The sequence below is a fragment of the Myxacorys almedinensis A genome (assembly GCF_010091945.1).
GTDB classification, from domain to species: domain Bacteria; phylum Cyanobacteriota; class Cyanobacteriia; order Leptolyngbyales; family Leptolyngbyaceae; genus Myxacorys; species Myxacorys almedinensis.
Map to the genome: position 1 here is coordinate 1 of NZ_WVIE01000008.1, position 26609 is coordinate 26609.

At 48.1% G+C, this 26609-nt stretch carries 20 protein-coding genes and 2 pseudogenes; 16 read left to right on the forward strand and 6 right to left on the reverse strand.

Going from position 1 to position 26609, the window contains the following annotated elements; all coding sequences use genetic code 11:
* Positions 1-228 (forward strand): transposase (locus GS601_RS08350; protein ID WP_202924962.1); only part of this gene is annotated, 228 nt, incomplete at its 5' end.
* Between the two features lie 60 nt (positions 229-288).
* Complete coding sequence (locus tag GS601_RS23120; RefSeq protein ID WP_162422829.1) at positions 289-495, forward strand: hypothetical protein; 207 nt, start codon at positions 289-291, stop codon at positions 493-495.
* Between the two features lie 24 nt (positions 496-519).
* On the opposite strand, the pseudogene GS601_RS23900 reads toward GS601_RS23120, so the two are convergent.
* Positions 520-920 (reverse strand): annotated as a pseudogene (locus GS601_RS23900) (DNA sulfur modification protein DndB); the annotation flags it as partial.
* A 213-nt stretch (positions 921-1133) separates the two neighbouring features.
* Complete coding sequence (locus tag GS601_RS08370; RefSeq protein ID WP_162422831.1) at positions 1134-2927, reverse strand: SWIM zinc finger family protein; 1794 nt, start codon at positions 2925-2927, stop codon at positions 1134-1136.
* Between the two features lie 632 nt (positions 2928-3559).
* On the opposite strand from GS601_RS08370, the gene GS601_RS08375 reads away from it, so the two are divergent.
* Positions 3560-5929 (forward strand): ATP-binding protein, encoded by a 2370-nt coding sequence (locus tag GS601_RS08375; protein WP_162422832.1) that lies wholly within the window; start codon positions 3560-3562, stop codon positions 5927-5929.
* Here GS601_RS08375 and rsmH read toward each other — a convergent pair.
* Together rsmH and GS601_RS08385 are read right to left on the reverse strand one after the other, a co-directional pair.
* Positions 5926-6816 carry a 16S rRNA (cytosine(1402)-N(4))-methyltransferase RsmH gene (gene rsmH, locus GS601_RS08380; protein ID WP_162422833.1) on the reverse strand — a complete coding sequence of 297 codons (891 nt, stop codon included), beginning with the start codon at positions 6814-6816 and terminating at the stop codon, positions 5926-5928. The two genes, GS601_RS08375 and rsmH, sit on opposite strands and share 4 nt — an antisense overlap.
* Positions 6801-7364: a Uma2 family endonuclease gene (locus GS601_RS08385; protein ID WP_162422834.1), complete on the reverse strand. Its 564-nt coding sequence runs from the start codon at positions 7362-7364 to the stop codon at positions 6801-6803. The genes rsmH and GS601_RS08385 overlap by 16 nt, the downstream gene beginning before the upstream one ends.
* Before the next feature lie 279 nt (positions 7365-7643).
* Here GS601_RS08385 and GS601_RS08390 point away from each other — a divergent pair, with 279 nt between their 5' ends.
* From GS601_RS08390 to GS601_RS08400, 3 genes are all read left to right on the forward strand, one after another.
* Entirely contained in the window at positions 7644-8828 is a 1185-nt protein-coding gene (locus GS601_RS08390) for an NAD(P)H-quinone oxidoreductase subunit H (RefSeq protein ID WP_162422835.1), read from the forward strand.
* A gap of 974 nt (positions 8829-9802) precedes the next feature.
* Positions 9803-10036, forward strand: a complete 234-nt coding sequence (locus GS601_RS08395) for a hypothetical protein (protein ID WP_162422836.1) — start codon at positions 9803-9805, stop codon at positions 10034-10036.
* A gap of 316 nt (positions 10037-10352) precedes the next feature.
* Positions 10353-11570, forward strand: a complete 1218-nt coding sequence (locus tag GS601_RS08400; RefSeq protein WP_238393156.1) for a class I SAM-dependent methyltransferase — start codon at positions 10353-10355, stop codon at positions 11568-11570.
* A 33-nt stretch (positions 11571-11603) separates the two neighbouring features.
* On the opposite strand, the gene GS601_RS08405 is transcribed toward GS601_RS08400, so the two are convergent.
* Positions 11604-12770, reverse strand: coding sequence for a septal ring lytic transglycosylase RlpA family protein (locus GS601_RS08405; protein WP_162422837.1), 1167 nt, complete (start codon positions 12768-12770; stop codon positions 11604-11606).
* A 354-nt stretch (positions 12771-13124) separates the two neighbouring features.
* Here GS601_RS08405 and purM point away from each other — a divergent pair, with 354 nt between their 5' ends.
* The 10 genes and pseudogenes from purM to GS601_RS08455 all read left to right on the forward strand — a co-directional run bounded on the left by purM (position 13125) and on the right by GS601_RS08455 (position 25675).
* Positions 13125-14156, forward strand: a complete 1032-nt coding sequence (gene purM / locus GS601_RS08410) for a phosphoribosylformylglycinamidine cyclo-ligase (RefSeq protein WP_162422838.1) — start codon at positions 13125-13127, stop codon at positions 14154-14156.
* 19 nt (positions 14157-14175) lie between these two features.
* On the forward strand, positions 14176-15003 hold the full coding sequence (gene rsmA, locus GS601_RS08415; protein WP_162422839.1) for a 16S rRNA (adenine(1518)-N(6)/adenine(1519)-N(6))-dimethyltransferase RsmA: 828 nt from the start codon (positions 14176-14178) through the stop codon (positions 15001-15003).
* A 156-nt stretch (positions 15004-15159) separates the two neighbouring features.
* Positions 15160-16416, forward strand: a complete 1257-nt coding sequence (locus GS601_RS08420; RefSeq protein WP_162422840.1) for a M50 family metallopeptidase — start codon at positions 15160-15162, stop codon at positions 16414-16416.
* Positions 16417-16714: 298 nt separating this feature from the next.
* Complete coding sequence (locus GS601_RS08425) at positions 16715-20398, forward strand: response regulator (RefSeq protein ID WP_162422841.1); 3684 nt, start codon at positions 16715-16717, stop codon at positions 20396-20398.
* A gap of 27 nt (positions 20399-20425) precedes the next feature.
* On the forward strand, positions 20426-21271 hold the full coding sequence (locus GS601_RS08430) for a CheR family methyltransferase (protein WP_162422842.1): 846 nt from the start codon (positions 20426-20428) through the stop codon (positions 21269-21271).
* 282 nt (positions 21272-21553) lie between these two features.
* A complete protein-coding gene (locus GS601_RS08435; RefSeq protein WP_162422843.1) occupies positions 21554-22315 on the forward strand; it encodes a ferritin-like domain-containing protein in 762 nt (253 codons plus the stop codon).
* 202 nt (positions 22316-22517) lie between these two features.
* A pseudogene (locus GS601_RS23905) lies at positions 22518-22853 on the forward strand (DUF29 domain-containing protein).
* A gap of 362 nt (positions 22854-23215) precedes the next feature.
* The gene (locus GS601_RS08445) at positions 23216-24175 is read left to right on the forward strand and encodes an orange carotenoid-binding protein (protein ID WP_162422844.1); all 960 of its coding nucleotides are present in this window, start codon (positions 23216-23218) and stop codon (positions 24173-24175) included.
* Between the two features lie 143 nt (positions 24176-24318).
* Positions 24319-24648: a hypothetical protein gene (locus GS601_RS08450; RefSeq protein WP_202924964.1), complete on the forward strand. Its 330-nt coding sequence runs from the start codon at positions 24319-24321 to the stop codon at positions 24646-24648.
* Positions 24649-24763: 115 nt separating this feature from the next.
* A complete protein-coding gene (locus GS601_RS08455) occupies positions 24764-25675 on the forward strand; it encodes an alpha/beta fold hydrolase (protein WP_338016997.1) in 912 nt (303 codons plus the stop codon).
* A gap of 5 nt (positions 25676-25680) precedes the next feature.
* Here the strand turns inward: GS601_RS08455 and GS601_RS08460 are convergent, their stop codons facing one another.
* The gene (locus GS601_RS08460; protein WP_162422846.1) at positions 25681-26577 is read right to left on the reverse strand and encodes a carbohydrate ABC transporter permease; all 897 of its coding nucleotides are present in this window, start codon (positions 26575-26577) and stop codon (positions 25681-25683) included.
* Positions 26578-26609: the final 32 nt, after the last annotated feature.

Sequence of the window (26609 nt, forward strand, 5' to 3'; positions counted from 1 at the left end):
GACAACATTGTTTTGCTGTTTCAACCACCGTATTGCCCGGAGCTAAATCCGATTGAACGATTGTGGCAGCACTTGAAAAAGGATTTGCGCTGGGCGCTGTTCCAGAACTTATCTCAACTGCAAAACAAGGTAGACGGGCTGATTGCCGATTTAACCACCGAAACCGTTGCTTCTGTCACTGGCTTTAGCTTTATCGTAAATGCACTATCTGTCGCAGGCATTTTTTGATTTGGTATCACCCATACCGGACTCTACGCGAAGGGTGACTTTTGCATCACGCCTGCTCAAATGCCATTTTTTGCCCGTTGGGAGAGTGACGATTGCTTCGTTCAGATTCGGATTGCCTCTCGGTTTATCCAACAGGTGGCGTGCGAAACCTTGACTGGGAAGTCTAGTGCGCTGGAGTTGCTGCCCGAATTTAAGCAGCGTGATCCGCAATTGGCAGCGATCGCAAGGCTCCTCCAATGTCATCAATTTGGGATTATGTGTCCCTAGACCGTTCTCGACCATCTCAACATTGTTCCGAAACTGGGGAACGCGATCGAGCAGATTTTTAGCAATCAAAACCAAGGGAGAGCGTTGATCGAACGTATGTGCCAAAGAAACACTAGGGCGCTGACCAGTAAGTTTTGATCCCGAAATGCCTGCCGCTCCTGTTCCAAAGGTAGCCCAGCATAGATTAACGCTCCCAGTTCAAGTTGAGCTAGAGCAGCAGCTTTAATCGGATCGTCTTCGATATTTTTGAGCGCCTGACGAATTCCAAAGCACCTGTGTTGTCCATCGGTTAGACGTAAACTAACTGAGGAATAAGGAAGTACAATGCTACTATCTCGATAGATTGGTCGCGGTTGAACATTGACACAGATTGCTGGGAAAAACGTACTACCATCCTCGTAGGTGTCTAGAATGTATTGCGCGATCGCTTTGACGAATGACTAGCCCCGTAAACACGACATCGGCAAATTGCGCGATCGTAAGTAAATCAACAGAGTATTTCAAGCAGTCGGCAACTCTTCAAGTTACTGACACAGCTTACAACCTGCAAAAGCATGAAAAGGCAAAAGCATACGGGTTGAGTACAACGAATAACGGGCATGAGAAACAATCCTTCTAAAAAGCAACTGAGCGATCGCTTACAATTTTGCGGTATCGAGCAATGCCATTAACTTGCGTTTCTTACCATGCGCGAGAACTAAATCTCTGCGGTAAGTCTGCCATTCGGACTGGCGATCGCTTTCAACATAAGCCGCCTTAGCACGTTTCAACCACTCGATCGCAGTATTGTATTTCTCGCTTTTACCAGCATTCATAATTTCATCTGCATTCTGAATCGCCGTTTCAATCACCCAATCCGGTTGATGAGCGATCACCGCATCCATCACGCGATAAGCCAGACCCACGTTGTAGATATACCGTTTATTGACGGTTGATATTGCATCATCCCACAACTCTTCATGCAAAAAGATATCTACTTTCGCCGCTTCGCTGTTCCAGCTATCCGCTCGGCGCAATGCTTGAAGCAATTTTGGCTGCAAGCGTTTCCAGTTCTTTCCTGCAAGCGTTTGCAAGCGTTGATAGAGGTCAAAAGAAGGCTGGCTAGAAAAAGCGGTTTCGTAGGCTTCGATCGCAGTTGCGTCTTGATTCAGTCCTTCTGCGAGTTCTCCTGTCCAGATCGCAAAGTTATACAACTCGTAGCCAGAGAAGGCTAATCCAAGCTTGGCAACTTCCAACGCTTCTGCCAGATGATTGGATTCCCGCAACGTTGTCGCCAGAGCAAACGCTTCTTGCACGGTGGATAGTTCCGTTTCTGCTAGAGCGATCGCAGTCTCAACATCGCCAGATTCAGCCAGTCGAGTCAGATACTGTTCCGTCAATCCAGCCACTCGTGCCAAATTGAGATATTCAGCGTCTCGGTCTTGGCGATCGAGGATTTGCAGCCGAATCAACGCTAAATCCGTCGTGAAATCAGGACGTTCTTCGATCCAGAATTCTGCTTCTGAAAGCGTTCCAGCTAAAATTTCCAATAGAGTCGGATCGTTCCACCCTTGCTCTAAGGCAGCGAGGCTCATGCTGAAATCTGCTTGAAGCTCATCCTGCCAAGCTTCGAGCATAGCTTGGAGATCAACCGCTTGCGCTTCATCAATGTCGGTGGACAAAATTGCTTCGCTCCAAGCTTCGTTCAACTCCTGGTTAATCCCATAAATTTCGCCGCCGTACTCGTTCAGTTCGTCCCATTCTTCGGCATAGCCTTGGGTGATGGCTTCGAGGATTGCGACCCTTGCGGTATCTGCGGAGCAGCGCGCGCTTTCGCCGTCCTCATTCTGGGAAAACGATCGAGCGCGATCGATGAGTTCTGATAACGCTTCTCCAAACGGATCATGTTCGCAGCCATACTCTAGCTCTCGAATGCCCTCGCGCAAGATATGACGTACCTGCCGTCGAAAAGGCGTGACATCGATCGGACTTTGCCGAGGCTTACGCGCAGCAGTTGCAGGCTTCGAGTTCGTCATTAAATGCACCTGCCGATCCACTAGTTCAATTAACTCTGGTTGTTCCGCGACTAATTCTTGTACTAATCGCTGCGTCTGAACTGGATTTAAGCGATCGAGCAATTGCACTAAAGTTGGACGCGCTTCAATCTTGTCCGGTTGCCGATCGCAGGTGAGCACAGTTGCAACAATATGCTTGCACCATCCACCGTATTCGTAAGGGCAAGTACAACGAGCATCAGTTATCCCTCCAGCATCAAACTCAAGGGTCACGCGGTAGGGTTTGACCTCGGTGCCTTCGACTTCAGCTTGCAAAATCGCGCCGCGCTGCACGACATCCACGACTGACCCCATCCGGTCATACTCTTTGCCCCGACTCAACGAGTTTTCGGTTGAATTGTGCCGAATCACGCCTTCAGAAATTGATGGGAACTGCATAAAACACACTGGTTTCTCTGAGTATCTGTTTTCAGCCTATCAGACCTGTGGAAAAGCGATTGATCAACGATTAACTCTTCGACGTGCCACCTTCTGAATAAAATTGTTGTACAGTCGCACGGTAAATGTCGCTCGTCGCATGATAATGTCGTTTTCGGCAATTTTTTGACGTAAAAATGACTTACGCATTGGCAGCGGATTGGGTAACAGATGTACCGGATGAAAAACCAAGTTACTGTTTCATCCGTTCATTCGCTATCTCCGCTATCCCATCCGTTGCCAACAAAAAGGCGTTGCATAAGTCCCAGAAGATACAGGTAGAAATAATATCCATGAGAGTAAATTTATCCAGAGGCGAGGCACACAATCGGAGTCAGTCGCATAAAGACTTGCGAAAAAAGACTTACAGATCTAACCCTTCTTGAGGATGATACGCCTTGAAAAAACACAAGCAATAATAAAAATGCGGTTTCAGAAACGCTAGAGGAAACTAGTATAGCTATCAATGAGTATGCAACGAACAATCTATTGCGGATTGATAGATTCTATGCTTATGACTCTGTGTTAACTGCAAAGCTCTGTTCTCTTGAGGCTCAACGACACCTGCATTGACCCTGTTTTTCGCACAACTCATGCTCATGAACGACGCGCTCAACATCTTGCTCATCAATAACGCCGTGGCACGAATCGCGGTTCGCCATCTGATGCATCAAGCAGGAGTGAGCCTTCAAGAGGTGACCGAAGTGGAGACCCAAGCAGATGCGATCGCCGCCCTTGAGCACGCCTCGTTTGACTGTGCTATCTTAGGCTCTCACCTGCCCAATGGCGACGGGATAGAGCTAGTAAACCAGATCCGCGATCGCGGCTTTCGGATCGCTTTAATTGCTCTGGTTAGCCAAGGCGATGAAGCCTTAGCCGTTGAACTGATGAAAGCGGGCGTCAATGATTGTTGGTTTAGGGGCGAAATTCAACCTGGCAACTTGGCTCGGCGGTTGGGGCAGGTCATCCGTCTGCACCGTGCCGAAGCCCTCGCCCAAGAAGCAACGGCAAAACTTTTCGAGAGCGAAGAGCGCTATCGATTAGTTCTTGAAGGATCAACCGATGGAATTTGGGACTGGAACATCTGCAAAAACGAAGTGTTTTGCAACGATCGCTTGCTCGAAATTTTAGGCATACCCCGCTCCCAAATGGGCACAGCTTATGATGCCTTCCTCCAACTCATTCACCCAGATGATCAGCAACGAGTGCAGCACGCCATCCGATCGCATTTGCTGCAAGACACCACCTTTGAAGTGGAGTGCCGTTTGCAGCACGCCTCTGGAACCTATCGCTATTGCACCGCCCGGGGAAATGCTCAGCGAGATCAGCACGGCAGTCTCTTTCGCATGACTGGCATCATTCACGATATTACTCAGCGCAAAATTGATGAGCAAAAGATCCTCAAGCTCAACCGCGATTTAGAGCGCCGTGTCATCGAGTTGCAACCCTTTTTTAATGTCTTGCCGCTTGAAAGCAATAGTGTTAAAGATGGTGCCCCGACCAACGCTGACGCGAATGATTCTGAAAACTTGGCTCAGTGCTCTGCTTTAGCAGCAGACAATGCCTTCCTCTATCAAGTGACTCAGCGTGCAGAAGAAAATTTACGTCAAGCTGTTTTAGATTTAGGAGAACAGCAACAGCAACTGAAGGCGCTTCAAGACTTGATCGATCTTTTAAATCGACGGCTCACCGACTTGCCCAGTTTGTTGCAGGCAACCATCGATTCTGCGTGCGCTGCCATTTCCGGGGCAGATTTCGGGCTGATTCTGCTGCACAATTCCTATACTGACCAGCTTGAGGTTGCCGCCACGATCGGGCTTGAGCGTGAGCAAGCCGTGCCCTGCCTCGCCTCCTTAGAGCACGTTTTGCTCACCGGAAATCCTTATTTGGCAAGCCTGCCTGAGTGTGCATCGTCTGAGCTATCGTTTCTCTGCGCTGTGGCGATTTGTCCTATAAAGTTTCGCCAAATCGTGGCTCCCAAGGTAAAGCGACTTGGCGTGCTTGCGGTTGGGAGTTGGTCAGAGAAGGCATCGTTTGGGCAAGAAGATATGAACTTGCTGACGGCATTTAGTGAGCAAGCAGCGATCGCGCTAAACAATGTCCACCTGATTAAGGCGCTCGAAGAACGGGAAGAACGGTTGGCGCATCAAAACGCCATCCTGGTGCAGCAAAACCATGAATTGGAAAATCAGCGTCAGCAGATCGAGTTGCAAAATCTCAAACTCACAGAAGCGGCTCAGCTAAAAAGCCAATTTCTCGCCACCATGTCCCATGAGTTACGCACGCCAATGAATGCGATTATGGGCTTTTCCCAGCTATTGCTGCGGCGAAAACACCTAGAGCCACAAGCGGCAGAAATGCTGCTCCGTATTCTGACCAACAGCAAAAATCTCCTCGCCTTGATCAATGACATCCTAGATCTTTCCAGAATTGAAGCCGGACGCCTAGAGCTAAAACCAACCCGATTTAATCTCTCTGATTTGCTTCAGCTAACTACCGATGAGTTGCGATCGCTTGCCGACCAAAAAAATCTGAGCCTTCAAAGCCTCTCTAACCTGGATAATTCTTGGGTTGTGAATGACTGCGATCGCATCCGCCAAATTTTAGTCAATTTACTATCAAACGCGATTAAGTTTACTGATGTCGGTCGTGTTGACGTTGTGATTCAAGAAATTTCGCCAGAGCGAATCAAAATTTCTGTTCATGATACTGGGGTTGGCATTGCCCAAGCCGATCTCGAACATATCTTTAAAGAATTTCGCCAGGTTGATCAAAGCATTGCTCGTCGTTCTCCGGGTACGGGCTTGGGGCTAGCCATTACTCGATGGCTCGTTCAATTAATGAACGGTTCTATTGCAGTGGAAAGCGAGCTAGGGCAAGGATCAACGTTTACGGTTGAGTTACCCCGCAGCATTCTATCTGGCTCAGATCAATCATGGCGTTCTTCGACAAAGCTGTTTTAGGGCGATAGCCGTTCGGCAATTCTCAGTTTGGCAGAGCGCGATCGCACGTTTTCCCGTAGCTCATCGGCTTGAGGAATAATCGGCTTCTTTGTCAACACGGCGAGTAAGGGCGACTCTTTTAACCGATGTTTGACGATCCGATCTTCCAAACTGTGGAAACTGATGATTGCAATTCGCCCACCCGGCGTAAGCCACTGCGGCGCTTTTTCAATAAACGTCTCTAGCACCTCCAACTCTCGGTTAACGAAGATTCGCAGGGCCTGAAAGGTGCGTGTTGCGGGATGAATTCTGCCGTAGCGATAGGATTTGGGAACGCAGTGCGCGATCGCGTCTGCTAAGCCGGTCGTTGTGGTAAATGGGCGTTGTTCAACGATCCGTTTCGCAATGCGCCGCGACAATCGTTCTTCGCCATAGACATAAAAAATATTCGCCAGTTCTGATTCATCCCAATGATTCACCACCTCGGCGGCGGTCAACTGCTGCCGTTGATCCATCCGCATATCTAGCGGGGCTTCGTTGCGAAAGCTAAACCCTCGTTCTGCCACATCAAACTGGGCAGAACTGACGCCCAAATCTGCCAAAATTCCGTCAAACTTGGTTTCTTGAGGATCAAACTGGGCAAAATTACGCTGATGAAATTGCACGCGATCGCGCTCTTCCGAAGAATAACCCAGGGCGCGCAGTTTGAATTGAGCCGCCGCGATCGCCTGTTCATCTTGATCCAATGCCGTGACTCGAACCTCTGCCTCTGCTGCCAAAATCAGGGCTGCATGTCCACCACCGCCAACGGTTGCATCTAAATAATGTCCCCCCGAACGAATCGCCAACCCATCGATCAGTTCCCGGCTCAAAACCGGAATGTGCGAGAACGTTACACTTTCAGCCATCCAAATAAATCTCCGAGCGTGAGTTGCAAGTCTTTCGCAAACTCTGGAACAGTAAGAACCTCAGTCTCAGCTTCAAAAACATCCACGAGTTGATCGGGGGCATACACGAGCAGCAATTTTTCACCCGGATCGATCAGCCATCCTAACTGAGTGCCGTGGTGCAGACAATGCACAATATTGGAGGTCACTCTGGTTTGGCTCTGCTCAGGGGAGAGAATCTCGATCGTCCAATCCGGAGCCGAGGCGAACACATTTACAATGTCCCCGTTTTCATCAAGTGGAATTCTTTTCCAAGTAAATACCGCCACATCGGGAACCGTCGATCGTCCCCCAAAGGTGCAGCGCAACTCTGGAAAAGCGTAAGCAATGCGGTTGGATTTGACGGCACCATTGATTCCACCAACAAGCTCTTCTTGTAACTTACTGTGTTTTCCTTGGGGCATGGACTTTTGAATAATTTGACCGTTGATATACTCACTGGCAGGCTTAGTCTCTGGAAGTTTCAGAAACTCTTCTAGGGTGACGGGCTTAACTGGGGTTTGTACCATACGACCTCGCTCTTACACATTCAACCTTACATATTCAACTGACTATCGATCGGTTTGATGAACACCATCTGTGGAAATTAGCGCGACGAATCACAAATCTAAATCTTAGCTAAAGCATTTCAGATCCGCGCTTTCACACAGGTATCTCTATAATGAATGGAGATGTAACAAACGCTAAATAAAGTCCTACAGGTTTGGCGGGATAAAAGCATTCTAACCACCTGCTGCCGTAGAAAAACGGGGCTTTTGAGAGAGTTGTAAGGGAGAGGCAGAACACCTATGGCAATGATCGAGACCAAAACAGAACCCATGGTTCTCAACATGGGACCGCACCATCCGTCTATGCATGGTGTGATGCGGTTGATCGTCACCCTAGATGGGGAGAACGTGATCGACTGCGAACCGGTGATCGGCTATCTCCATCGCGGCATGGAAAAGATCGCCGAAAATCGCACGAATATTATGTTTGTGCCCTACGTCAGCCGGTGGGACTATGCAGCAGGCATGTTTAATGAAGCCATCACGGTGAATGCTCCAGAAAAACTAGCCGGGATTTCAGTGCCCAAACGCGCCAGCTACATCCGCGTCATCATGCTAGAACTCAACCGCATCGCCAACCATTTGCTGTGGCTGGGTCCATTCTTGGCAGATGTGGGCGCGCAGACCCCATTCTTTTATATCTTCCGAGAACGGGAACTAATCTATGATCTGTGGGAAGCGGTGGCTGGATACCGCATGGTCAACCACAACTATTTTCGGATTGGCGGCGTTGCGGCAGATCTTCCCTACGGCTGGGTCGATAAATGTGAAGACTTCTGCGACTATTTTTTGCCCAAAGTGGATGAATACGAGAAACTAATTACGAACAATCCGATTTTCCGTCGCCGCGTTGAGGGGATTGGGGCGATTAGTCGCGATGATGCCATTAACTGGGGTTTGTCAGGTCCCATGTTGAGGGCATCGGGTGTGCAGTGGGATTTGCGAAAAGTAGACCATTACGAATCCTATGATGATTTTGACTGGGAGGTGCAATGGGAAACCGCCGGTGATTGTTTTGCTCGCTACGTTGTCCGGATTCGGGAAATGCGCGAGTCGGTTAAAATTCTTCGTCAAGCCCTAAAAGCCCTTCCTGGAGGACCGTTTGAGAACCTAGAAGCAAAGCGGATGATGGAAGGTCCGAAGTCTGACTGGAACGGGTTTGATTATCAATTTATTGGTAAAAAAATTGCACCAACCTTCAAAATTCCCAAAGGTGAACATTATGTTCGTTTGGAAAGTGGGAAGGGGGAGCTAGGGGTATTTATAATGGGGGACGATAATGTTTTCCCGTGGCGTTTTAAGGTTCGGGCAGCAGACTTTAATAATGTGCAAATTTTGCCGTATTTGGTGAAGGGAATGAAGGTTGCCGATATTGTGACGATTCTGGGAAGTATCGACATTATTATGGGATCGGTCGATCGCTAAGGCATGGAACTCAGCCTTGGGATCGATAACCTTCCTAAGGGCGATGCAGTGTTTGGGGATCATCAGCGGGGATCATCAGCGATCGCAAGACTTGGAATTCAATACTTTTCAATTTGCAATGATCCCCGCTGTTTGCAGCGCGCAATTAGCACAGCCACAACCTTGAAGAAACGGTAAGTTGCCCAGAATCTATGGCTCTGATTTGCTGAGTTGGCGCTAATTTATATCCCAACTTTTTGTCATGTTCTGGAGTTTTTAGTGTCTTATTTTTAGCCCTGAGGAACCTGCGTGCTAGCAGCAAATCTATCCTCTTAATGTATTGCAATTTATGACACAACTAGTCTATCTCAACAAATTTCGCCTTTTCGAGACGCTTTTGCGTTAGGATGAAACCCGGTCAAGTTAATGTCTCAGTAATCTTTTTAACGGTAGTCTGCGCTTTGCAGAAATTAATCTTTCAATTTTTCTTTCATTTTTTAAGGTAGAAAAGTTGGATAAAAAGGATACGATTTATCACCACTCTCAGGGCAGCACTGGATATGCTTCTAGGCTCTCAGTCGTTGCGATCGCAAGGTAGAGCGAAAGCTGACTGCCCTCTCTTTCACATTATCTTTCCGTTGCATCCCATAAGGTATGATGATGTCCTTTCTCCTGCCGTTGTGTCGGCATGGGTTGCGAGCATCTGATGCCTTTTGTAACGCCAGTGCACCCTAGGCACTACTGATTTCGTGTAATCAAGGCTAACGTCTCTGCCAGCAACGGGATTATTATCACCTCTGCTGCCTAGGGGTTGGCTAGCTGGTTGACTCGATAGAAGCTGCAAAAGCAGTTGACACTCAGCAGATTAAGCGCTATATATAGGTGTGAATCTTAATTCAATGCTCCATATAGCGTCAGCGAAAGATTTCCCTTGATCGGCTAAGGTTCCATTTGCTTCTTTGTACGTCCCTATTCTTTATTCCTCCACTAAAGCCATGACCTACCAAGATCAGTTGACTCCCTGGGTTATCTATCAACTTCTACCGAATGCTGAGCGCCAGATTGTGACTCGCTTCCGTCGCCGAAACGATGTAGACGGATATCTCAAAGTGTTGCAGCAGACTCGCCCTAACGCTGAGTTTGTCGTTGCATTCATCGCAAAAACTGCTACGCCTAAGAACCCAACCGAAGACACGCCTCCAACCAAGAAGAAATTAGTGAAGGCATAGATATCAGAGTGTGGCGTGGCAGCCTGAGGCTATCTTGGCTAGATGCTCTTTTTCAAAACCGCAGGCTTTGGCGTTCCTGTAACTGACAATTTTTTTGTCTGGCAAGTTTAGGTTTTTCACCCTGTATTCGGGCAGCTTGCGATCGCTAATCGTCATATTACTCACTCTTGCTTTTAATGAGGGGTAGTTAGCGATCGTTACTGCAATATCGCTTTTTACGTGGTAATCCTCTATAGTACAAATATTCTATTTAGTATAGAAATCCTACTATAGAAGTTTGGAAAACGCAATAGAGCAACCGTCTAATGTTGAAGCCATGAACCAATCACAGGGAACTCATGCAAATTATCCGCCAAACCAGAAGAATTTACCCTTAATCCGTGCTCTCAGGCAGCATATCGAGTCGCTTAGCCAGCCGCGTATTTCATTTACTGAGTTTATGGATTGGGTGTTGTACCATCACCAATATGGATATTACACACAATGGCGGCAAAAGATTGGGGCGAAAGGTGATTTTTTCACCTCGCCCCATTTGGCGTCTGACTTTGGTGAACTCGTTGGCAAGCAACTTGCTCAGATGTGGCAACTGCTAGAAAAGCCAGTGCCGTTTACAGTCGTTGAGATGGGAGCCGGGCAAGGGTTGCTAGCAGACGATGTTTTAACTTATTTACAGCATCACACGCCAGAATGCTACGCTTCGCTCCAGTATCAAATTGTTGAGAAAGCAGAAGCGCACGTAGCAGAGCAGCGATCGCGCCTCCGCCGGTGGATCGCATCAGGCGTATCGATCGAATGGTGCGCCCTCGACGCTATTCCGTTGCACTCGGTCAGAGGCTGTTTTCTCTCGAATGAACTGATTGATGCGTTTCCGGTTCACTTAGTAACTGTGCAAGATCATCAATTAAAAGAGATTTATGTCACAACCGAAGGCGACACGTTCACAGAAGTTACTGATGATTGCTCCCATCCTGACTTAATGAACTATTTTGACTTTACCGGAGTCAATGTTTTGGGTTATGAAACAGGGTATCGAACAGAGGTCAATTTAGCTGCCCTAGAGTGGATGCAAACTGTGGCTGACCGGCTAGAGCGGGGCTACGTGTTAACGATCGACTACGGATATTCAGCAGAGCGATATTATAGCTGGGCGCGATCGCAAGGAACCCTGCAATGCTACTATCAGCACCGCCATCACAACAATCCCTACATTCATATTGGCGAACAAGACATGACGGCTCACGTTAATTTCACCGCGTTACAACGCCAGGGCGAATCTGCCGGGCTAGAAACCTTGGGATTTACCCAGCAAGGCTTGTTTCTCATGGCACTGGGGCTAGGCGATCGCTTAACCGCTCTCACTCAAACCGAAACCACCCATCCTCAAGAGTTGCACGAGCGATTGAGCCGCAGAGAGGCGTTACATCAACTCATCAACCCGATGGGGTTGGGTGGGTTTAGGGTTTTGGTTCAGGGGAAAGGCTTGGTCAAGCAAAACCAACAGCCTTGCTTGACCGGGCTAAAAACGATGCTCTAAGAACGCCGGGTACATCGCCCCTACGAGCATCGGCTAGTTTTCCATCGCAGTTCTGCGGCGAGTGTCAAGCACTTCTAGCTTAACGGGAGCCACACCAGACTGGATTAAACCCAGAATTCGAGCGGCTCCAGCAGAGAGGTCAATAACGCGACCGCCCGAAAAAGGGCCGCGATCGTTGATCCGCACCACAACCGACTTCCCATTGTCTAAATTAGTCACCTGAACCTTGGTGCCGAACGGCAGCGACTTGTGGGCAGCCGTCATCGCATTCTGGTTAAACACCTCCCCACTAGCGCTTCGATTGCCATCAAACCCAGGTCCATACCACGACGCCATGCCATTAATGGTCAGTCTGATAGGTCCAAAGGAGACTTGCTGTGCATTACGTGGCGCGGGTTTACCGATCACCTTTGGCAGCGGAGCCGCGTCCCCCATCAGCCGCCGGAGCCGATTTGTCACTTGGAGGGCATCCTGCTCAGGATTTTTCGTCGTGTCGGGCAAAATCGTTGCTGAATCGACGGCAATAATCGTGATCTTATCTGCTTCGATCACATACTGACCTGGTTCTCTGGCATCCCTTGGCTTCACTTGATTGGGTTTCCAACTGACCGTGATCGAATCGGCCTTTACGCCTTGGCGATGGAGTTGGTTGAGTTTGGCGGCAATTGCGGTAGCTCTAGCAATTGGGTCACCTGAATTTTCAAAATCTTGACGCTGCTCGGATGGGGTTCCTACCGGGTTAGTTACAGAACCAGACTTGAGCTTGGCGGGTTGAATATCGTCAGTTTGCACCTCTCCCATTTTGATGTCACTAGAGGTTGATCGCTGTGGACCGACGAACGTAAGGACTGGAATGTTTTTAACGTAAACGGTGGCGGCTTTGCGCCCTGTGAGATCGTGAGATTGAATTTTAGCGATGGAATCCTCGGCTTGAGAAGCGGGGGTTTGCTGTTCTCCAACTTTCACCACATCAAGGCTCTGGGCTTGAGCAATCTGAGGTTGAGTTGAGGGTTGTTGGCTACCCATCTTCGCCGAGTTGCCTATTCGAGGGTCGGGAGGAAGGGGGCGCAGGGCTGAAGGTTCAGCTTTGGTTTCTTGGCTTTCTGTCGATGTGGTCTCCGCATTACTGCTGGAGGTTGCACTCATGACTGCCATCAGCAGCAATGTCGCAGTCAGACCGCTTATCAGTGTTTTATTCATATCCCTTTTGAGAGTCACTTCACACCAGAGTTTGAAGGTTGTACTCGATTGGACTTAGCGATCGCCGCTTGCCAACCTTGTGCCCACAAACTCGTACTCGTTTCGTGTTCACTCCTGGTTACAGAACTGCAACAGACTAACATGAAGTTTTTACCCAGGGGATCAGGGTGCTTGCTGTGCGCCATGAAACTTTATACTTCCTTTAAAAAGCGGACATTCTGTAAAATTCAGCTATAGAAAGCGATCGCGCCATTTTTTCCTGAAATTTATATTCTTTACTTCATATTAACTTTACATTAACTTCACACTCATTGTGGGTTATGCTGAAATCTTGCATTTCTGTCATCACTACTCATGGATTATCGCGACGCTGGAGTTGATGTTGAGGCAGGGCGAGCCTTTGTCGATCGCATCAGCACGATGGTGAAACGCACGTATCGCCCAGAAGTGTTGGGCGGGATTGGTGGCTTTAGCGGCTTATTTCAACTCCCGAAGGGATATCAGGAACCGGTCTTGGTCTCTGGTACCGACGGGGTTGGAACGAAGCTAACGCTGGCGCACAGGTTAAAATGCCATGACACGGTGGGGATCGACCTCGTGGCAATGTGTGCCAATGACGTATTGACCTGTGGTGCAGAACCGCTTTTCTTCTTGGATTATGTGGCGACCGGGCATTTAGACCCAGCGCAACTCGCGCAGGTTGTAGAAGGAATTGTCCAGGGCTGCGAGCTAGCGGGCTGTGCATTGCTGGGCGGCGAAACCGCAGAAATGCCAGGGTTTTATCAAGCCGATGAGTATGATTTAGCGGGATTTGCGGTGGGAATTGTTGAAAAAAGCCAAATTTTGGATCGATCGCAGGTGCAAATTGGGGATGTGGCGATCGCGCTTCCTAGTACGGGGGTGCACAGCAATGGCTTTAGTTTGGTGCGAAAAATTATCCGCGATCGCAGCTATGCATGGAGCGATCGCCCAGACGTTTTGGGTGGCAAAACCCTCGGCGAGGAGTTGCTTACCCCTACGCAAATTTATGTCAAACCGGTGTTGGCGGCTCTCAAGCGCGGCATTCCGATTCATGGCATGGCGCACATCACTGGAGGCGGATTGCCAGAAAACTTGCCGCGTTGTCTACAGCCCGATCAGAGTGTTGACATCGATCTGTTTGGCTGGGAAATCTTGCCAATTTTTCACTGGCTGGCAGCCGAAGGCAACGTGCAGCCCCAGGCGATGTTTCACACCTTTAATATGGGAGTAGGATTTGTTGTGATCGTTCCGTCTGATCACGAAGAGAGCATCCTACGATTTTTCAGGGATGAGCAGGGCATCAAGGCATCTGCGATCGGAAAAGTTGTGGCGGGTGATGGTCAACTGCTCGGCATCCCAACCTAGAATTCTTTAAACAAAAGCCGTGCCAAAAGCGAGAAAACAATTTGGGCAACATTGGCTCAAGAGCGAAAAAGCCTTGGGTAAAATTGTCAGTGCGGCAGAATTAAATGAGCGCGATCGCGTCTTAGAAATTGGACCAGGAACCGGCATTTTAACGCGCCAATTGTTTCAGCAGGCAGAAGCAGTTGTAGGCGTTGAACTCGATCGCGATCTATGTCCCATTTTGATGCAGAAATTTGGCAAGATCGACAACTTTTTGCTGCTACAAGGCGATTTTTTAGCCCTCGATATGGACTCGCTATTGGAACCATTTCCAGGGTTTCAAAATCCGAACAAGGTTGTCGCTAACATTCCTTACAATATTACTGGTCCAATTCTAGAAAGGCTGTTAGGAACGATCTCAAATCCAAATCCCAAACCATTTGAATCGATTGTACTACTCGTCCAAAAAGAGGTTGCCCTACGGATTTGCGCTCCTGCTCACTCCACTCACTTTGCAGCATTGTCCGTACGAGTTCAATATTTAGCTAATGCCGAGTTTATTTGTGATGTTGTTGCCAAAGCTTTTCAGCCTCCACCCAAAGTAGATTCGGCTCTGATTCGGTTACGTCCTCGCCAGATTGCGATTCCTCCTAGCAGCCCACGGCAGATGGAACGCTTGATTCGCTCCGGGTTTTCTAGTCGGCGAAAAATGCTGCGAAATAATCTTAAGAGCCAGATTGAACCGGAGCAACTCGGTCAGGTTTTGGAAGAGTTGGGCATTCATCCAAACGTTCGGGCGGAGGATCTCAGCGTTGAAAACTGGGTGTCGCTTAGCGATCGCTTAGCGATCGATCCGGGTTCTGTCTGACGCAAACTGTTCTTATCCTCTAGCCATTCCTCTGGGTACGTTAGAGCAGTTTAAAAGACAGTTCAACATATTTGCCAATCGAGACGATTAGAATATTTCAGTTCTCGCAGATGGTTCGGGAACTCTACCAATAACCGTGTAGAGTCAGAAAAAACCATGAGCGAGATTCAGCTAGAGCAATGCTACAAACTGCTTGGGCTAGAGCCAGGAGCCTCTGTTCAAGAAATCGATGCTGCCTATTCTAAAACGATGTTTGAGAAATTGCGGCAAGGCGCTAAACACGAAAAGCAACCTCTCAAACTAGCCTATGAAACACTGAGAAATTATACGCTGATGCAAGCGTGTGAAACGGCTCAAGACGACCCGACTTCTGCCCTACCGCGCAGCATTGCCGAGCATCTGAATCAACAGTTTGGCGCTCAACAGGTGCACGTTCAAATCAAGCTGCACCAGGATGAGTTGCAAGTGTTGCTCAAAGCAAAGCAGCCTCCTAGCGTTGAGTTTGCAAAAGTGGTGTATCGCAGCTTGAGCACATTGGAACTACCAAACATCAAACTCGTCAACATTTACGGGATGCGAGGAAACCAGTCTATTGCGTGGAAACAGCAATTTCAGCTTTTTGAAACTTATTCACCAACAGATTCAGATCCCTATTCATTTGAGAATCGCAATATTAATACTTTAGCGTTTCCTGTAGCGCTCATTTTTGCCTGGATTACGAATGTAACTCCCTTAAAAATTTTATTTCGCTCGACTCATATTTGGATTCACGAAGTCGGACATGCAACCGTTGCATGGCTTGCCGGGCGGAAAGCAACTCCTCTGCCCTTTGGCTGGACAAATATTGAAGAGGCGCGATCGCTATTCGTCTACGGCGGCATTCTGGTTTTACTTGGGCTGTTGTTTTGGGCAGGCAAACGCGAAGGCAAACCTTGGCTTATGGGGTTAGCCATTGGCTTTGCTGCTTTGCAGTTCTACATGACATGGCTCATGCCGACCGATGCCTACGAGATGTGGCTATCGTTTGGTGGCATTGGTGGCGAATTTTATCTCAGCACCCTGCTGATGGCTGGCTTTTACGTTCCCCTCCCCGATCGATGGCGCTGGGATTTTTGGCGATACTTCGTCGTTCTTGGAGCCGCCAACACGCTCTGGTCTAGCTTTTTGCAATGGCACCAGATCAAAATCGGCAACGATACCATTCCCTGGGGAACGCTGTTTGGCGGCGGTGGAGATGCAGGCGGAGATATGAATCAGTTGAGTTTGGTTTACGGTTGGAGCGATCAGCAAATTATTAATACTTATAGCCAGTTGGGGAACACCTGTCTGATCATCTTAATTGGCATTTATGGCATCATGCTGATTAAAGGAGATCCTGCCTTTTTGATTAAGCTACGCCAACGGTTTAGGTAGAGCGGCATAGTTCTACAGCATGTTGTAGGCTTTTTCTAGTTTGACTTACCGCAAATCTAACCAGACTGTGAACAAAGCAATATCATCCCGATGGGCTATTAAACGGTATTTTTCATAACAATAAATCATGGCATCTATTTTAAGTTGGAAATACGAGCAAGATCATCTCAGCCTAAAGTAGTAAAAATCATGAAACATGACTAAATGATTTCAGTAAAGCCAATCTCTGAATTTCATAAAACGAAATATTAGCAATACAATAGACAGTAAGAACAACGCTGCATGTCGCAAACTTAAAATGCTAGACCACCTGAAAATTGGAACCAAAATTGGCGCAGGCTTTACCCTTGGCTTGGCGATCTTCGCCGCGATCGGGGGTATCGCCTACCGGGGAACCAATCACTTGATCGAAGCATCACGGTTGGAAAAGCACACCTACGAAGTGTTAGGAGAGCTTAAGAATGTTTTATCGCTCGTGCAAGATGCCGAAACCGGACAGCGCGGCTACATTATCACCGGCGAAAAGCGATATCTTGAACCTTACGAAACCGCTAACAAGGCAGTCGGCGAGAAGCTTACAAACATCCGACGGCTGACGCAAGACAATCCGGTGCAACAAGCCAGCCTAAATGCGCTAGAGCCTGCGATCGCAACTCGGCTCGGCATTTTGCGAGAAACCCTTGAGGTGCGGCAACGACAGGGGTTAGAAAGAGCTATTTCAGCGATTCGCAGCAATCGCGGCAAAAACGCGATGGATAACATTCGTCGGATGGTGGCAGCGATGGAAGATCGGGAGCGCCAGTTGCTAGAGCAACGCACCCTAGTCGCGCGCTCAGCCGCTCAAAATACCCTAAACAGCATTACCTACGGCATACCGATCTCCCTGGGTTTGCTCGTTTTGCTAGGCGCTCTGCTGGCTCGCAGCATTGCAAAACCTATTAAAAAAATCTCTGACCTCACCGAAATTGTTGCTGGAGGCGATCTCGATATCAATTTACCAAAAAGCGATCGTACCGATGAAGTTGGTATTTTGACGCGCAACTTCAACAAAATGGTGACCAACTTGCGCGAAACAACCCTGCGGAACCAAGAGCAAACCTGGCTCAAGTCCAACATTGCCGAATTGAGCCAACGGATGCAAGGGCAGCGGGAGTTTGAATCGGTCGCCCGGTCGCTTTTATCTCAGCTTGTGCCCTTGGTCAACGCCCAGCAAGGCGCATTTTATGTCGCCGAAACCCTCAATGCCAAACCGATTCTACACTTGCGCGGTAGCTATGCCTATCAAGAGCGCAAACATCTGGGTCATCAGTTTCAGCTAGGTGAGGGTTTGGTTGGGCAGTGTGCTCTAGAAAAGCAACGCATCTTGTTGACTGAAGTTCCCAGTGATTATATTCGCATTGGCTCTGGGTTGGGTGAGGCGACGCCGCTCAACATTGTGGTGCTGCCGATCGTGTTTGAGCAGCAGGTGCTGGCGGTGCTAGAGTTGGCATCTTTTCAACGATTTACCAACGTTCATCTTCGTTTGCTCGATCAAGTCAGTGAAACAATTGGGGCGGTGCTGGTTGCGATCGCAGCGTCGTTGCGCCAGCAGGAACTGTTAGAAGAGTCTCAGACACTGGCAGAAGAACTGCAAGCTCAGCAAGAAGAGTTAGAAGAAAGCAACGAGCAGCTACATGCTCAAGCTAAAGCGCTACAGATATCTGAACAACTGCTGCGGCAGCAACGAGAAGAATTGAAGCAATCCAACGATGAACTACAGCAACTCAACGAAGAATTAGAAGAAAAAGCCGAATCGTTGGAAGCACAAAAACGCAAAGTAGAACTCAAAAATGATGAGATTGAGCAAGCACGAACATCGCTCCAAGAAAAAGCTGAGCAACTCGCGCTTTCCTCTAAATATAAATCAGAGTTTCTAGCCAACATGTCCCATGAGTTGCGGACACCCTTAAACAGTTTGCTGATTTTGGCACGGCTATTGTCGGACAATACAGAAGGTACTTTAACCGATAAACAAGTCGAATACAGTAAGACCATTCATTCCTCTGGAAACGATCTGTTAATCCTAATCAACGATATTCTTGACCTGGCAAAAATTGAATCGGGAACTCTATCAATCGACATTGAGACGGTTTCTTTCACCGAGCTACGAGGCAGCCTAGAGCGAGCGTTTCGGCAAATTGCCAATGAAAAAGGCGTGTCATTTGCCATTACTCTAGACGACTCGTTGCCTGATGCGATCGCAACGGATAGCAAGCGATTGCAGCAGGTGTTGAAAAATTTGTTGTCCAATGCGTTTAAGTTTACTGATCACGGTCATGTCACATTGCGAATCAGCAGTACTCAACGATCGACCGAGCAAAGCTCTGACATGGGTAATGCAACGATTTCGTTTGCCGTTAGCGATACTGGGATTGGAATTGCGGCTGACAAACAAAAGATCGTGTTTGAAGCCTTTCAACAGGCAGATGGCACAACTAGCCGCCGCTATGGCGGCACCGGACTTGGCTTGTCGATCAGTCGCGAAATTGCCTACTTGCTCGGTGGAGAGCTTCGACTGGTGAGCCAGCCAGGGCAAGGGAGCACCTTTACGCTGTCTCTACCGCAGCTTTATCGCGGTGGTGAAGTGTCCCATCCTTCTGCTGAAGGGCAGTCTCCTAGGGCGCTTCCCAGCGAGCCGATCTCGTCGGGTTATCTGATCCGTCGAGAAACGCCGAGTAACCGTTCTGATGCCTCTGAGCCAATGTCTCAAACCGTGCAACGACCCTACAGCCCAGATATTGCTGACGATCGCGGCGCAATTCAACCGGGCGATCGCACGTTGCTGATTATCGAAGATGACGTCAAATTTGCCAAAATTCTTCTAGAGATGGCAAGAGAGCAAGGCTTTAAGGGGTTGGTTGCGCTGCGAAGCCAGACCGGATTAGCCCTCGCTCAGCAATTTCAACCGCATGCAATCATGTTAGACATTCACCTGCCCGATGGCGATGGGTGGATGGTGCTAGATCGGCTGAAGCGCGATCCCAACAGCCGTCACATTCCAATTCATATTCTGTCTAGCGATGATCAGCGTCAGCGGGGGTTACAATCTGGTGCGATCGCATATCTTGTCAAGCCAATTTCACCAGAAGCACTATCGCAAGTGTTAATAGATATCAAACACTTTATCGAACGCCAGGTCAGAAATTTGCTTATCGTTGAAGATGATCCAGTGCAAGCGCAAAGTATTGTTGAATTGATTGGCAATGGAGATGTCAAGAGCATCACTGTCTATACAGGAGCAGAAGCGCTAGAAGCCTTGAAAACAGACACGTTTGATTGTGTTGTGATGGATTTGGGTTTGCCCGACATCAACGGAATTGACTTGATTGAGCAGATCAAGCAGGAATCAGGGTTAGCTGATTTACCGATCATTATTTATACCGGGAAAGAGCTAACTCGTCAAGAAGAGACGCACCTCAAACGCCTTGCCGAAACGATCATTGTTAAAGACGTGCGATCGCCAGAGCGCCTTTTAGATGAAACCTCAATCTTCTTGCACCGGATGCAGTCCAATTTGCCGCAACCCAAGCGCCAAATGTTGGAATCATTGCGCCAAGCTGATCCGATTTTGGCAAACAAAAAAGTGCTGATTGTCGATGATGATGTTCGCAATATTTTTGCCCTCACCAGTTTGCTCGAAGGTTATCAGATGCAGGTGGAGTATGCAGAAAATGGTCGAGATGGGCTTGATGTATTGCAGGCAAATCCTGATATCGATATTGTGTTGATGGACATTATGATGCCAGAAATGGATGGATACGAAACCACTTGTGCCATTCGCCAGCAAAATAGTATGCGATCGCTGCCGATTATCGCCCTCACTGCCAAAGCTATGCAGGGCGATCGCGAGAAGTGCATCGAAGCTGGAGCGTCAGATTACATTACAAAGCCGGTTGATTCTGAGCAGCTAATTTCTCTATTGCGCGTATGGTTATATCGGTAGAGAAACTTACGTTTTCCAAATATTGATATGTCTTCTGAACATCAATCTTTTAAACATCAATCTTTAGAGGAAATTGAGATTCAACTTTTGCTAGAAGGCATTTACCGCTACTATGGCTACGACTTTCGCAACTATGCGCCCTCTTCTCTAAAGCGGCGAATTATAGGCTTTCTAAATACCGAAAACCTGTCCAGCATCTCGGCACTTCAAGATCGCGTTTTGCATGACCGAGAGTGCCTCGTTCGTCTGACGCGCAGCCTTACGGTGAATGTCACCTCAATGTTTCGTGATCCAAGCTTCTACATTGCCTTCCGAAAATGTGTCATTCCTATCTTGCGAACTTACCCCTTTATTCGCATCTGGCACGCAGGTTGCTCAACGGGAGAAGAAGTGTATTCAATGGCAATTTTGCTGCAAGAAGAAGGACTTTACGATCGCTGTCGGCTCTATGGTACTGATGCAAACGAATCGGTCTTGCACATCGCTAGAGGGGGGGTTTATCCGTTGCGATTTATGAGAGGCTACACCCAGCTTTATCTCAATTCGGGAGGGCAGCGATCGTTCTCTGAATACTATACGGCTGCTTATGAGGAAGCCATCTTGAGAAGCTCGCTCAAACGAAACATGGTATTTGCTCAGCACAACTTAGTTACAGATGGTTCGTTTAATGAGTTTAATGTTATTTGTTGCCGCAATGTTCTCATCTATTTTGATCGAACCTTACAAAGGCGAGTCCATGACTTGTTTTATAACAGCTTATGCTCGTTCGGAGTTTTAGGATTGGGGCGGCAGGAGTCGGTTAAATTTACTCAGTATTCTGCTCACTACAATGAGCTATCTCCGCTAGAAAAGATTTATCGCAAAATAAGTTAAAAAATTGCTTTTATTAAAAATCAAAACTTTGCTTGTGGAGAGCAAGTTTGCAGGGTTTGAGGATGAAAAATGATACCAATTTAACTGGTAAATACGACAGAGCAAGGGTAGGGTGCAGGGGTAGAATCTTCATTCTTTAGATTTTTAGTGTGAAAATTTAAAGCTGTTTCGCTTGCTTACGCCACACGCCAAACGGTTCAACTAATTCTTTTGCGATCGTTCCACACGCCAAAAAGTGACGTTACCATGAGAGGTAGTTCCTTTATACGCTTGCCTCCAGCTATGAACTTTTTGACTCAACTGCTCCATATCGCAGGATCAGGCGCGATCGCATACATCACCGCTAGCAGCGTGCGCGACCCAAAAACCCGCCCCGATGTTCTCGCAGGCTTTCAGATGGCAGAATCAGGCTCGGTGCCATTTTTAGAAGCATTGCGCGATCGCGCCAACGCAGAAGGTGACGAGTGGTTAGCCGTGCGCCTCGACAAACATGCGTCTGATGAAAAGCGTCATGGTCAAATCTTTGCTCATGGACTCAAGCAACTCAATAAAAAAGTGATTGACTTCGCCAAGATGCAAGAAAAGAAATTGGTCGATGGCAGACCCGACGAGGAGAAGCGCAGCCCGTTCTTTGCCGCTTACTTTAATGGATTTTCCCAAAACGACTTAAAACCTCAAAACATTGACTGGACGGTTTTTCTAGCGAGCACTTACATTTTAGAGCTTGATGCTAGCAAAGACTTTGTGCGAATCGCAAATGCGCTACCAAATGATCCGGTGAGCCTTAGTTTAAAGAAAGGAATTTTAAGCATTGCTGATGACGAAACAGGTCACGCAAGTTACCTTCAAGAGACAATGCAACAACGATTGGGAACTGCTAAAACTCAGCAATTGATTGATGAATGGCGGACTCGTAAAGTAAATGCCCTAATGGCAACCGTTGAAAACTTTGTGCGGAAAGGGGGCAACATGGGGCAAATGGTGGAAGAGGGGTCTCCGGTGGACATGGCAGAAATTCAAGCGGCTGACCAGAGAGCAGCATGAGTAGCCTAGCAGAGTTGATGCTCAATATAGGATGGGTGTCTCACCAGATCGAGCAATTTTGATCAGTTGAGATACCCATCTTTTTTAGGCTAAACCTGAGCAGTCATGATTGAAAAGCAGTTATGATACTAAACTAATCTGTAAATGCTACAGATGTGCGACCTCCCCCAACCCCTCCTGAGCCAGGAGAGGAGCCGGAAATTTGGTTGAAGAGGTTGAAGACTTGGGGAAGAGTGAACGGCGCGGAATTGCTAGCCAACTCACTCGTCTTTTACTACATTTGCTCAAGTGGCAATATCAACCTCAGCGGCGATCAGATAGTTGGCTAGATTCCATCACTGATTCGCGTACCTAGATTGAATTGGTTATTGAAAATAGTCGCAGTTTGAGAGATTATCCAGCAAAGAAGCTTGAAGAGAGTTATCAACGGGCACGTCGCCAAGCCGCTAAGCAAATGGGTACAGAAATTTCGATGTTTCCAAGCGTGTGTCCATACTCTCTAGAGCAAGTATTGGCGGAAGATTGGTTGCCAGACTAACAATATGCCCTGGTGTAGTGAACGTCTGAGGGTGTTGTGGTGCTTAAAAAAGTCGAGAAGGAAAGGATTCCTTAGTCTTTAGTCTTTTTGGAGAGCCAACATTTTGTCTTACTTGATGCTTGAGCTAGTTGCTGTTCCACGGCTTTTTATGAGTTGGTGAAGGATGTTGCTACAAATCGCTGAACCAGACAGAGTTGATGCGATCGCTGAGCAACTTCTTTCATAAATGTAAAGAATATTTACAATATGTAAATTTTTATGTATCGTATTAAGCAGAAGCGAACTTGCTTCTTGAAGGGATTTGGCATTGTCTTTTTGCTAAATTCTGTCAACTGTAAACCTTGATAAGGTAGATTTGTACTATGCCCATTACTCTTGACTCAGCCCGTGGTATTTTCCCTGGCACTCTGTCGGCTGATGCAGTACCGGCTTTAACTGCCAGATTCAACCAACTCAGCGCCGAAGACCAACTAGCATGGACTTGGTTTGCGTTTCTTGAAATGGGTAAGACCATTACGATCGCTGCTCCGGGGGCTGCCAGTATGCAGTTCGCAGAAGCAACATTAGAGCAAGTTAAGAAGATGAGTTTTCCTGAGCAAACCCAAGTGATGTGCGACTTGGCAAACCATGCCGATACGCCGATTTGTCGAACCTATGCGGCTTGGTCTCCAAACATCAAGTTAGGGTTTTGGTATCAGCTTGGGCAGTGGATGGAGCAAGGGATCGTAGCGCCGATTCCGGCAGGCTACCAGCTTTCAGCGAATGCTTCGGCGGTGCTGCAATCTTTGAGAGAGATGGATCAAGGTCAACAAATTACGGTCTTACGCAATTCTGTCGTAGACATGGGATTTGATCCAGAGAAGTTAGATGGTACTACCAGAGTTGCAGAACCGGTTGTTGCGCCTACCGAACTGTCACAGCGAACACAGGTCACCATTGAAGGCATCAACAATGCAACCGTATTGAACTACATGAATAACCTGAACGCCAATGATTTTGGTACCCTGATCACCCTATTTGCACCAGATGGGGCGCTTCAGCCTCCCTTCCAGAGACCGATCGTGGGCAAAGAGGCTGTCCTTCGGTTTTTCCAAGAAGAATGCCAAAACCTCAAGCTCATCCCAGAACGGGGGATTTCTGAGCCAACAGACGATGGTTATACCCAAGTGAAAGTCACCGGAAAAGTCCAAACGCCTTGGTTTGGTGCGGCAGTTGGAATGAACATGGCTTGGAGGTTTTTGATTAATCCGGAAGGCAAAATTTTCTTTGTAGCGATTGATTTGCTTGCCTCTCCTAAGGAATTGCTAAACCTGGTTCGTTAGAAAACAGCTAAGGCGAGTTGATCGTCAAGGGTCGGTTTTTCCCAGTCGAGTAGGTGGGTGTTCTTTGAGCGCTCACCTACCTTAAAGCGATAAACGCGGGTTGATACAGTAAAGTGACGCACGGATGGTTCCGAGTTTGAGTGATGCAAGTGAGTGATATTAAATGGTCTGTATCAGAAAAAGAAGTAGCTCAGAACGCCTTTGAGAGCGCTTATAGCCGAGAAATTGATGCGTTGATGAAAGAGGTTTGCGAAAAAGCCAGCGCGATCGCAGACCTGCAAGATGTGTGGAAACTGCACGATTTCTTGAGTGCTAGACGGCACGAAATCGAGGGCAAATACGATTACAAATACCCAATTTTGATTTTTGTATTTGCCCAATTGGTTAAAGAGGGATGGCTTCAGTTGAACGAACTCGAAGGACTAGAGGCAAGCAAACTCAGTAAGATCGCCGCGATCGCTCGGATGTCCTAGGCTGAGTGCAGTTGTCCTCATCCCCATCAAGGGTGCAACAACACCCTGCATTCCCAAATTTCCGCCTTGCCTAATTGTTAAATCGGTCTGCTCTGAGGCTTACAATGGACATTTAGTGAATTTATCGTATCGCGTTATGCAGGTTGCGCCCTCGGTTGCGCCAACTCCTGGACAGTATTGGAATTGGCGGCAACAACAAATTTATTACGTCAAAGCAGGGGAACGTCGTTTGGATCGGTCACCGCTTTTATTAGTTCATGGCTTCGGTGCCTCAACCGACCATTGGCGAAAAACCATCTCCGGACTAAGTGCCGAGTTTGAAGTGTGGGCGATCGATCTCCTGGGATTTGGGCGATCGAGCAAACCCGAATGGCAATATAACGGTGACCTGTGGCGCGATCAGTTGCACGAGTTTATTACGGATGTGATGGGTCAGCCTGCGGTTTTAGCCGGGAACTCGCTCGGCGGCTATACGGCACTGTGCGTTGCGTCGCAGCGCCCCCAGTCAGCGACGGGATTGATTCTCATCAATAGTGCAGGTCCGTTTACCGATCTTCAAGGCACGACAAAACCCGATCCGCTTCGGCAGGTGATGGGGAATGTCGTCACGACATTGTTTCAGCAAGATTGGGCAAGCTGGCTGCTGTTTCAGTATGTCCGGCAAAAGTCGGTGATTCGCAAAACCTTGGAAAAGGTCTACCTCGACCAAAGCGCCGTCACCGATCAACTGATCGAAGAAATTTATCGCCCCTCGGCAGATATGGGAGCCGACAAAGTGTTTGCTTCTGTGTTTCGCACGCCTCAAGGCGAGAAAGTAGATGTGTTGTTAGGACAATTGACGACGCCACTGCTGATGATTTGGGGCGATGGTGATCCGTGGATCAATGCGCGATCGCGGGGGGAAAAGTTCCGCAGCTATCATCCGCAGTTGACGGAATATTACCTCAGGGCAGGTCACTGTCCCCATGATGAAATTCCTGATCAGGTAAATGCCTTGATTCGCGATTGGGTAATCGAGTCAACCTGATCGAGTTAACCTAATTGTTGGTTGTCTGTAAATCGCTGAATGCCAAGCCGCACGATCGATAGAAACAAAATGATTAAAAACATCACCAAACCGATCGTGCAGGCATAGCTAATTTCCAGATTTCTAAACGCTTGCTCGTAAACGTAGTACACGATTGTTTTTGAACTGTTGAGCGGGCCTCCCTGAGTCATGATGAAGATTTCTTCAAACACCTTTGTTGCCGAAATCGCAGAAATGACGCCCACCAACACCAAATAAGGCTGCATGAGCGGCACGGTGATGTCCCAATGTTTGCGGATGCCGTCTGATCCATCGATCGCGGCAGCTTCATATAAATCGGCAGGAATCGCTTGCAACCCTGCTAGATAAATCACCATGTAGTACCCTAGCCCTTTCCACACGGTGACTGCCATCACGCTAAACAGCGACCAACTGGGATCAGTTAGCCACGGAATCGCCGACAACCCTGCTGCCCTCAGCGTCTGATTGAGTAAGCCATTGTCTGCATACAGCCACTTCCAGGCAATGCCAGCCACCACCATTGAAATGATCACAGGCGTGTAGTATGCCACTCGAAACCACCGAATCCCTCGGAGTTTTTGGTTGACTAAAATCGCGAGTCCCAACGGTGCGATGACCAAAATCGGCACAACGCAGACCAGGTATAGGAGTGTGTTGCGTAGCGTCTGCCAAAATAGCGGATCGGCTGATAGCCTTTGAAAGTTTGCCCAGCCGATCCACTGAGGCTCGTCTAGCAGATCATATCGAGTGAAACTCAAGTAAAACGCTTGAAGTGCTGGGTAGAAGACCGTGATTCCCAGCATCATTAAGGCAGGCAGCAAAAAGAAGTAGGGCGTCAGGTGGCGTTGAGTGGGATACCAACTTTTCTGGAGGGTCTTCATACAAAATCTAGCAAAGCTTGAGAAACTGGAGG

Excerpts from the sequence above, each read along its gene's own strand:
- GS601_RS08405 (WP_162422837.1), bottom strand. The coding sequence starts at position 12,770 with ATGAATAAAACACTGATAAGCGGTCTGACTGCGACATTGCTGCTGATG.
- GS601_RS08430 (WP_162422842.1), top strand. The coding sequence starts at position 20,426 with ATGTCTTCTGAACATCAATCTTTTAAACATCAATCTTTAGAGGAAATT.
- GS601_RS08400 (WP_238393156.1), top strand. The coding sequence starts at position 10,353 with ATGAACCAATCACAGGGAACTCATGCAAATTATCCGCCAAACCAGAAG.
- GS601_RS08450 (WP_202924964.1), top strand. The coding sequence starts at position 24,319 with ATGCAAGTGAGTGATATTAAATGGTCTGTATCAGAAAAAGAAGTAGCT.
- rsmH (WP_162422833.1), bottom strand. The coding sequence starts at position 6,816 with ATGGCTGAAAGTGTAACGTTCTCGCACATTCCGGTTTTGAGCCGGGAA.
- GS601_RS08460 (WP_162422846.1), bottom strand. The coding sequence starts at position 26,577 with ATGAAGACCCTCCAGAAAAGTTGGTATCCCACTCAACGCCACCTGACG.
- GS601_RS08435 (WP_162422843.1), top strand. The coding sequence starts at position 21,554 with ATGAACTTTTTGACTCAACTGCTCCATATCGCAGGATCAGGCGCGATC.
- GS601_RS08445 (WP_162422844.1), top strand. The coding sequence starts at position 23,216 with ATGCCCATTACTCTTGACTCAGCCCGTGGTATTTTCCCTGGCACTCTG.
- GS601_RS08370 (WP_162422831.1), bottom strand. The coding sequence starts at position 2,927 with ATGCAGTTCCCATCAATTTCTGAAGGCGTGATTCGGCACAATTCAACC.
- GS601_RS08395 (WP_162422836.1), top strand. The coding sequence starts at position 9,803 with ATGACCTACCAAGATCAGTTGACTCCCTGGGTTATCTATCAACTTCTA.
- GS601_RS08385 (WP_162422834.1), bottom strand. The coding sequence starts at position 7,364 with ATGGTACAAACCCCAGTTAAGCCCGTCACCCTAGAAGAGTTTCTGAAA.
- GS601_RS08425 (WP_162422841.1), top strand. The coding sequence starts at position 16,715 with ATGCTAGACCACCTGAAAATTGGAACCAAAATTGGCGCAGGCTTTACC.
- purM (WP_162422838.1), top strand. The coding sequence starts at position 13,125 with ATGGATTATCGCGACGCTGGAGTTGATGTTGAGGCAGGGCGAGCCTTT.
- GS601_RS08420 (WP_162422840.1), top strand. The coding sequence starts at position 15,160 with ATGAGCGAGATTCAGCTAGAGCAATGCTACAAACTGCTTGGGCTAGAG.
- GS601_RS23120 (WP_162422829.1), top strand. The coding sequence starts at position 289 with ATGCCATTTTTTGCCCGTTGGGAGAGTGACGATTGCTTCGTTCAGATT.
- GS601_RS08375 (WP_162422832.1), top strand. The coding sequence starts at position 3,560 with ATGCTCATGAACGACGCGCTCAACATCTTGCTCATCAATAACGCCGTG.
- GS601_RS08390 (WP_162422835.1), top strand. The coding sequence starts at position 7,644 with ATGGCAATGATCGAGACCAAAACAGAACCCATGGTTCTCAACATGGGA.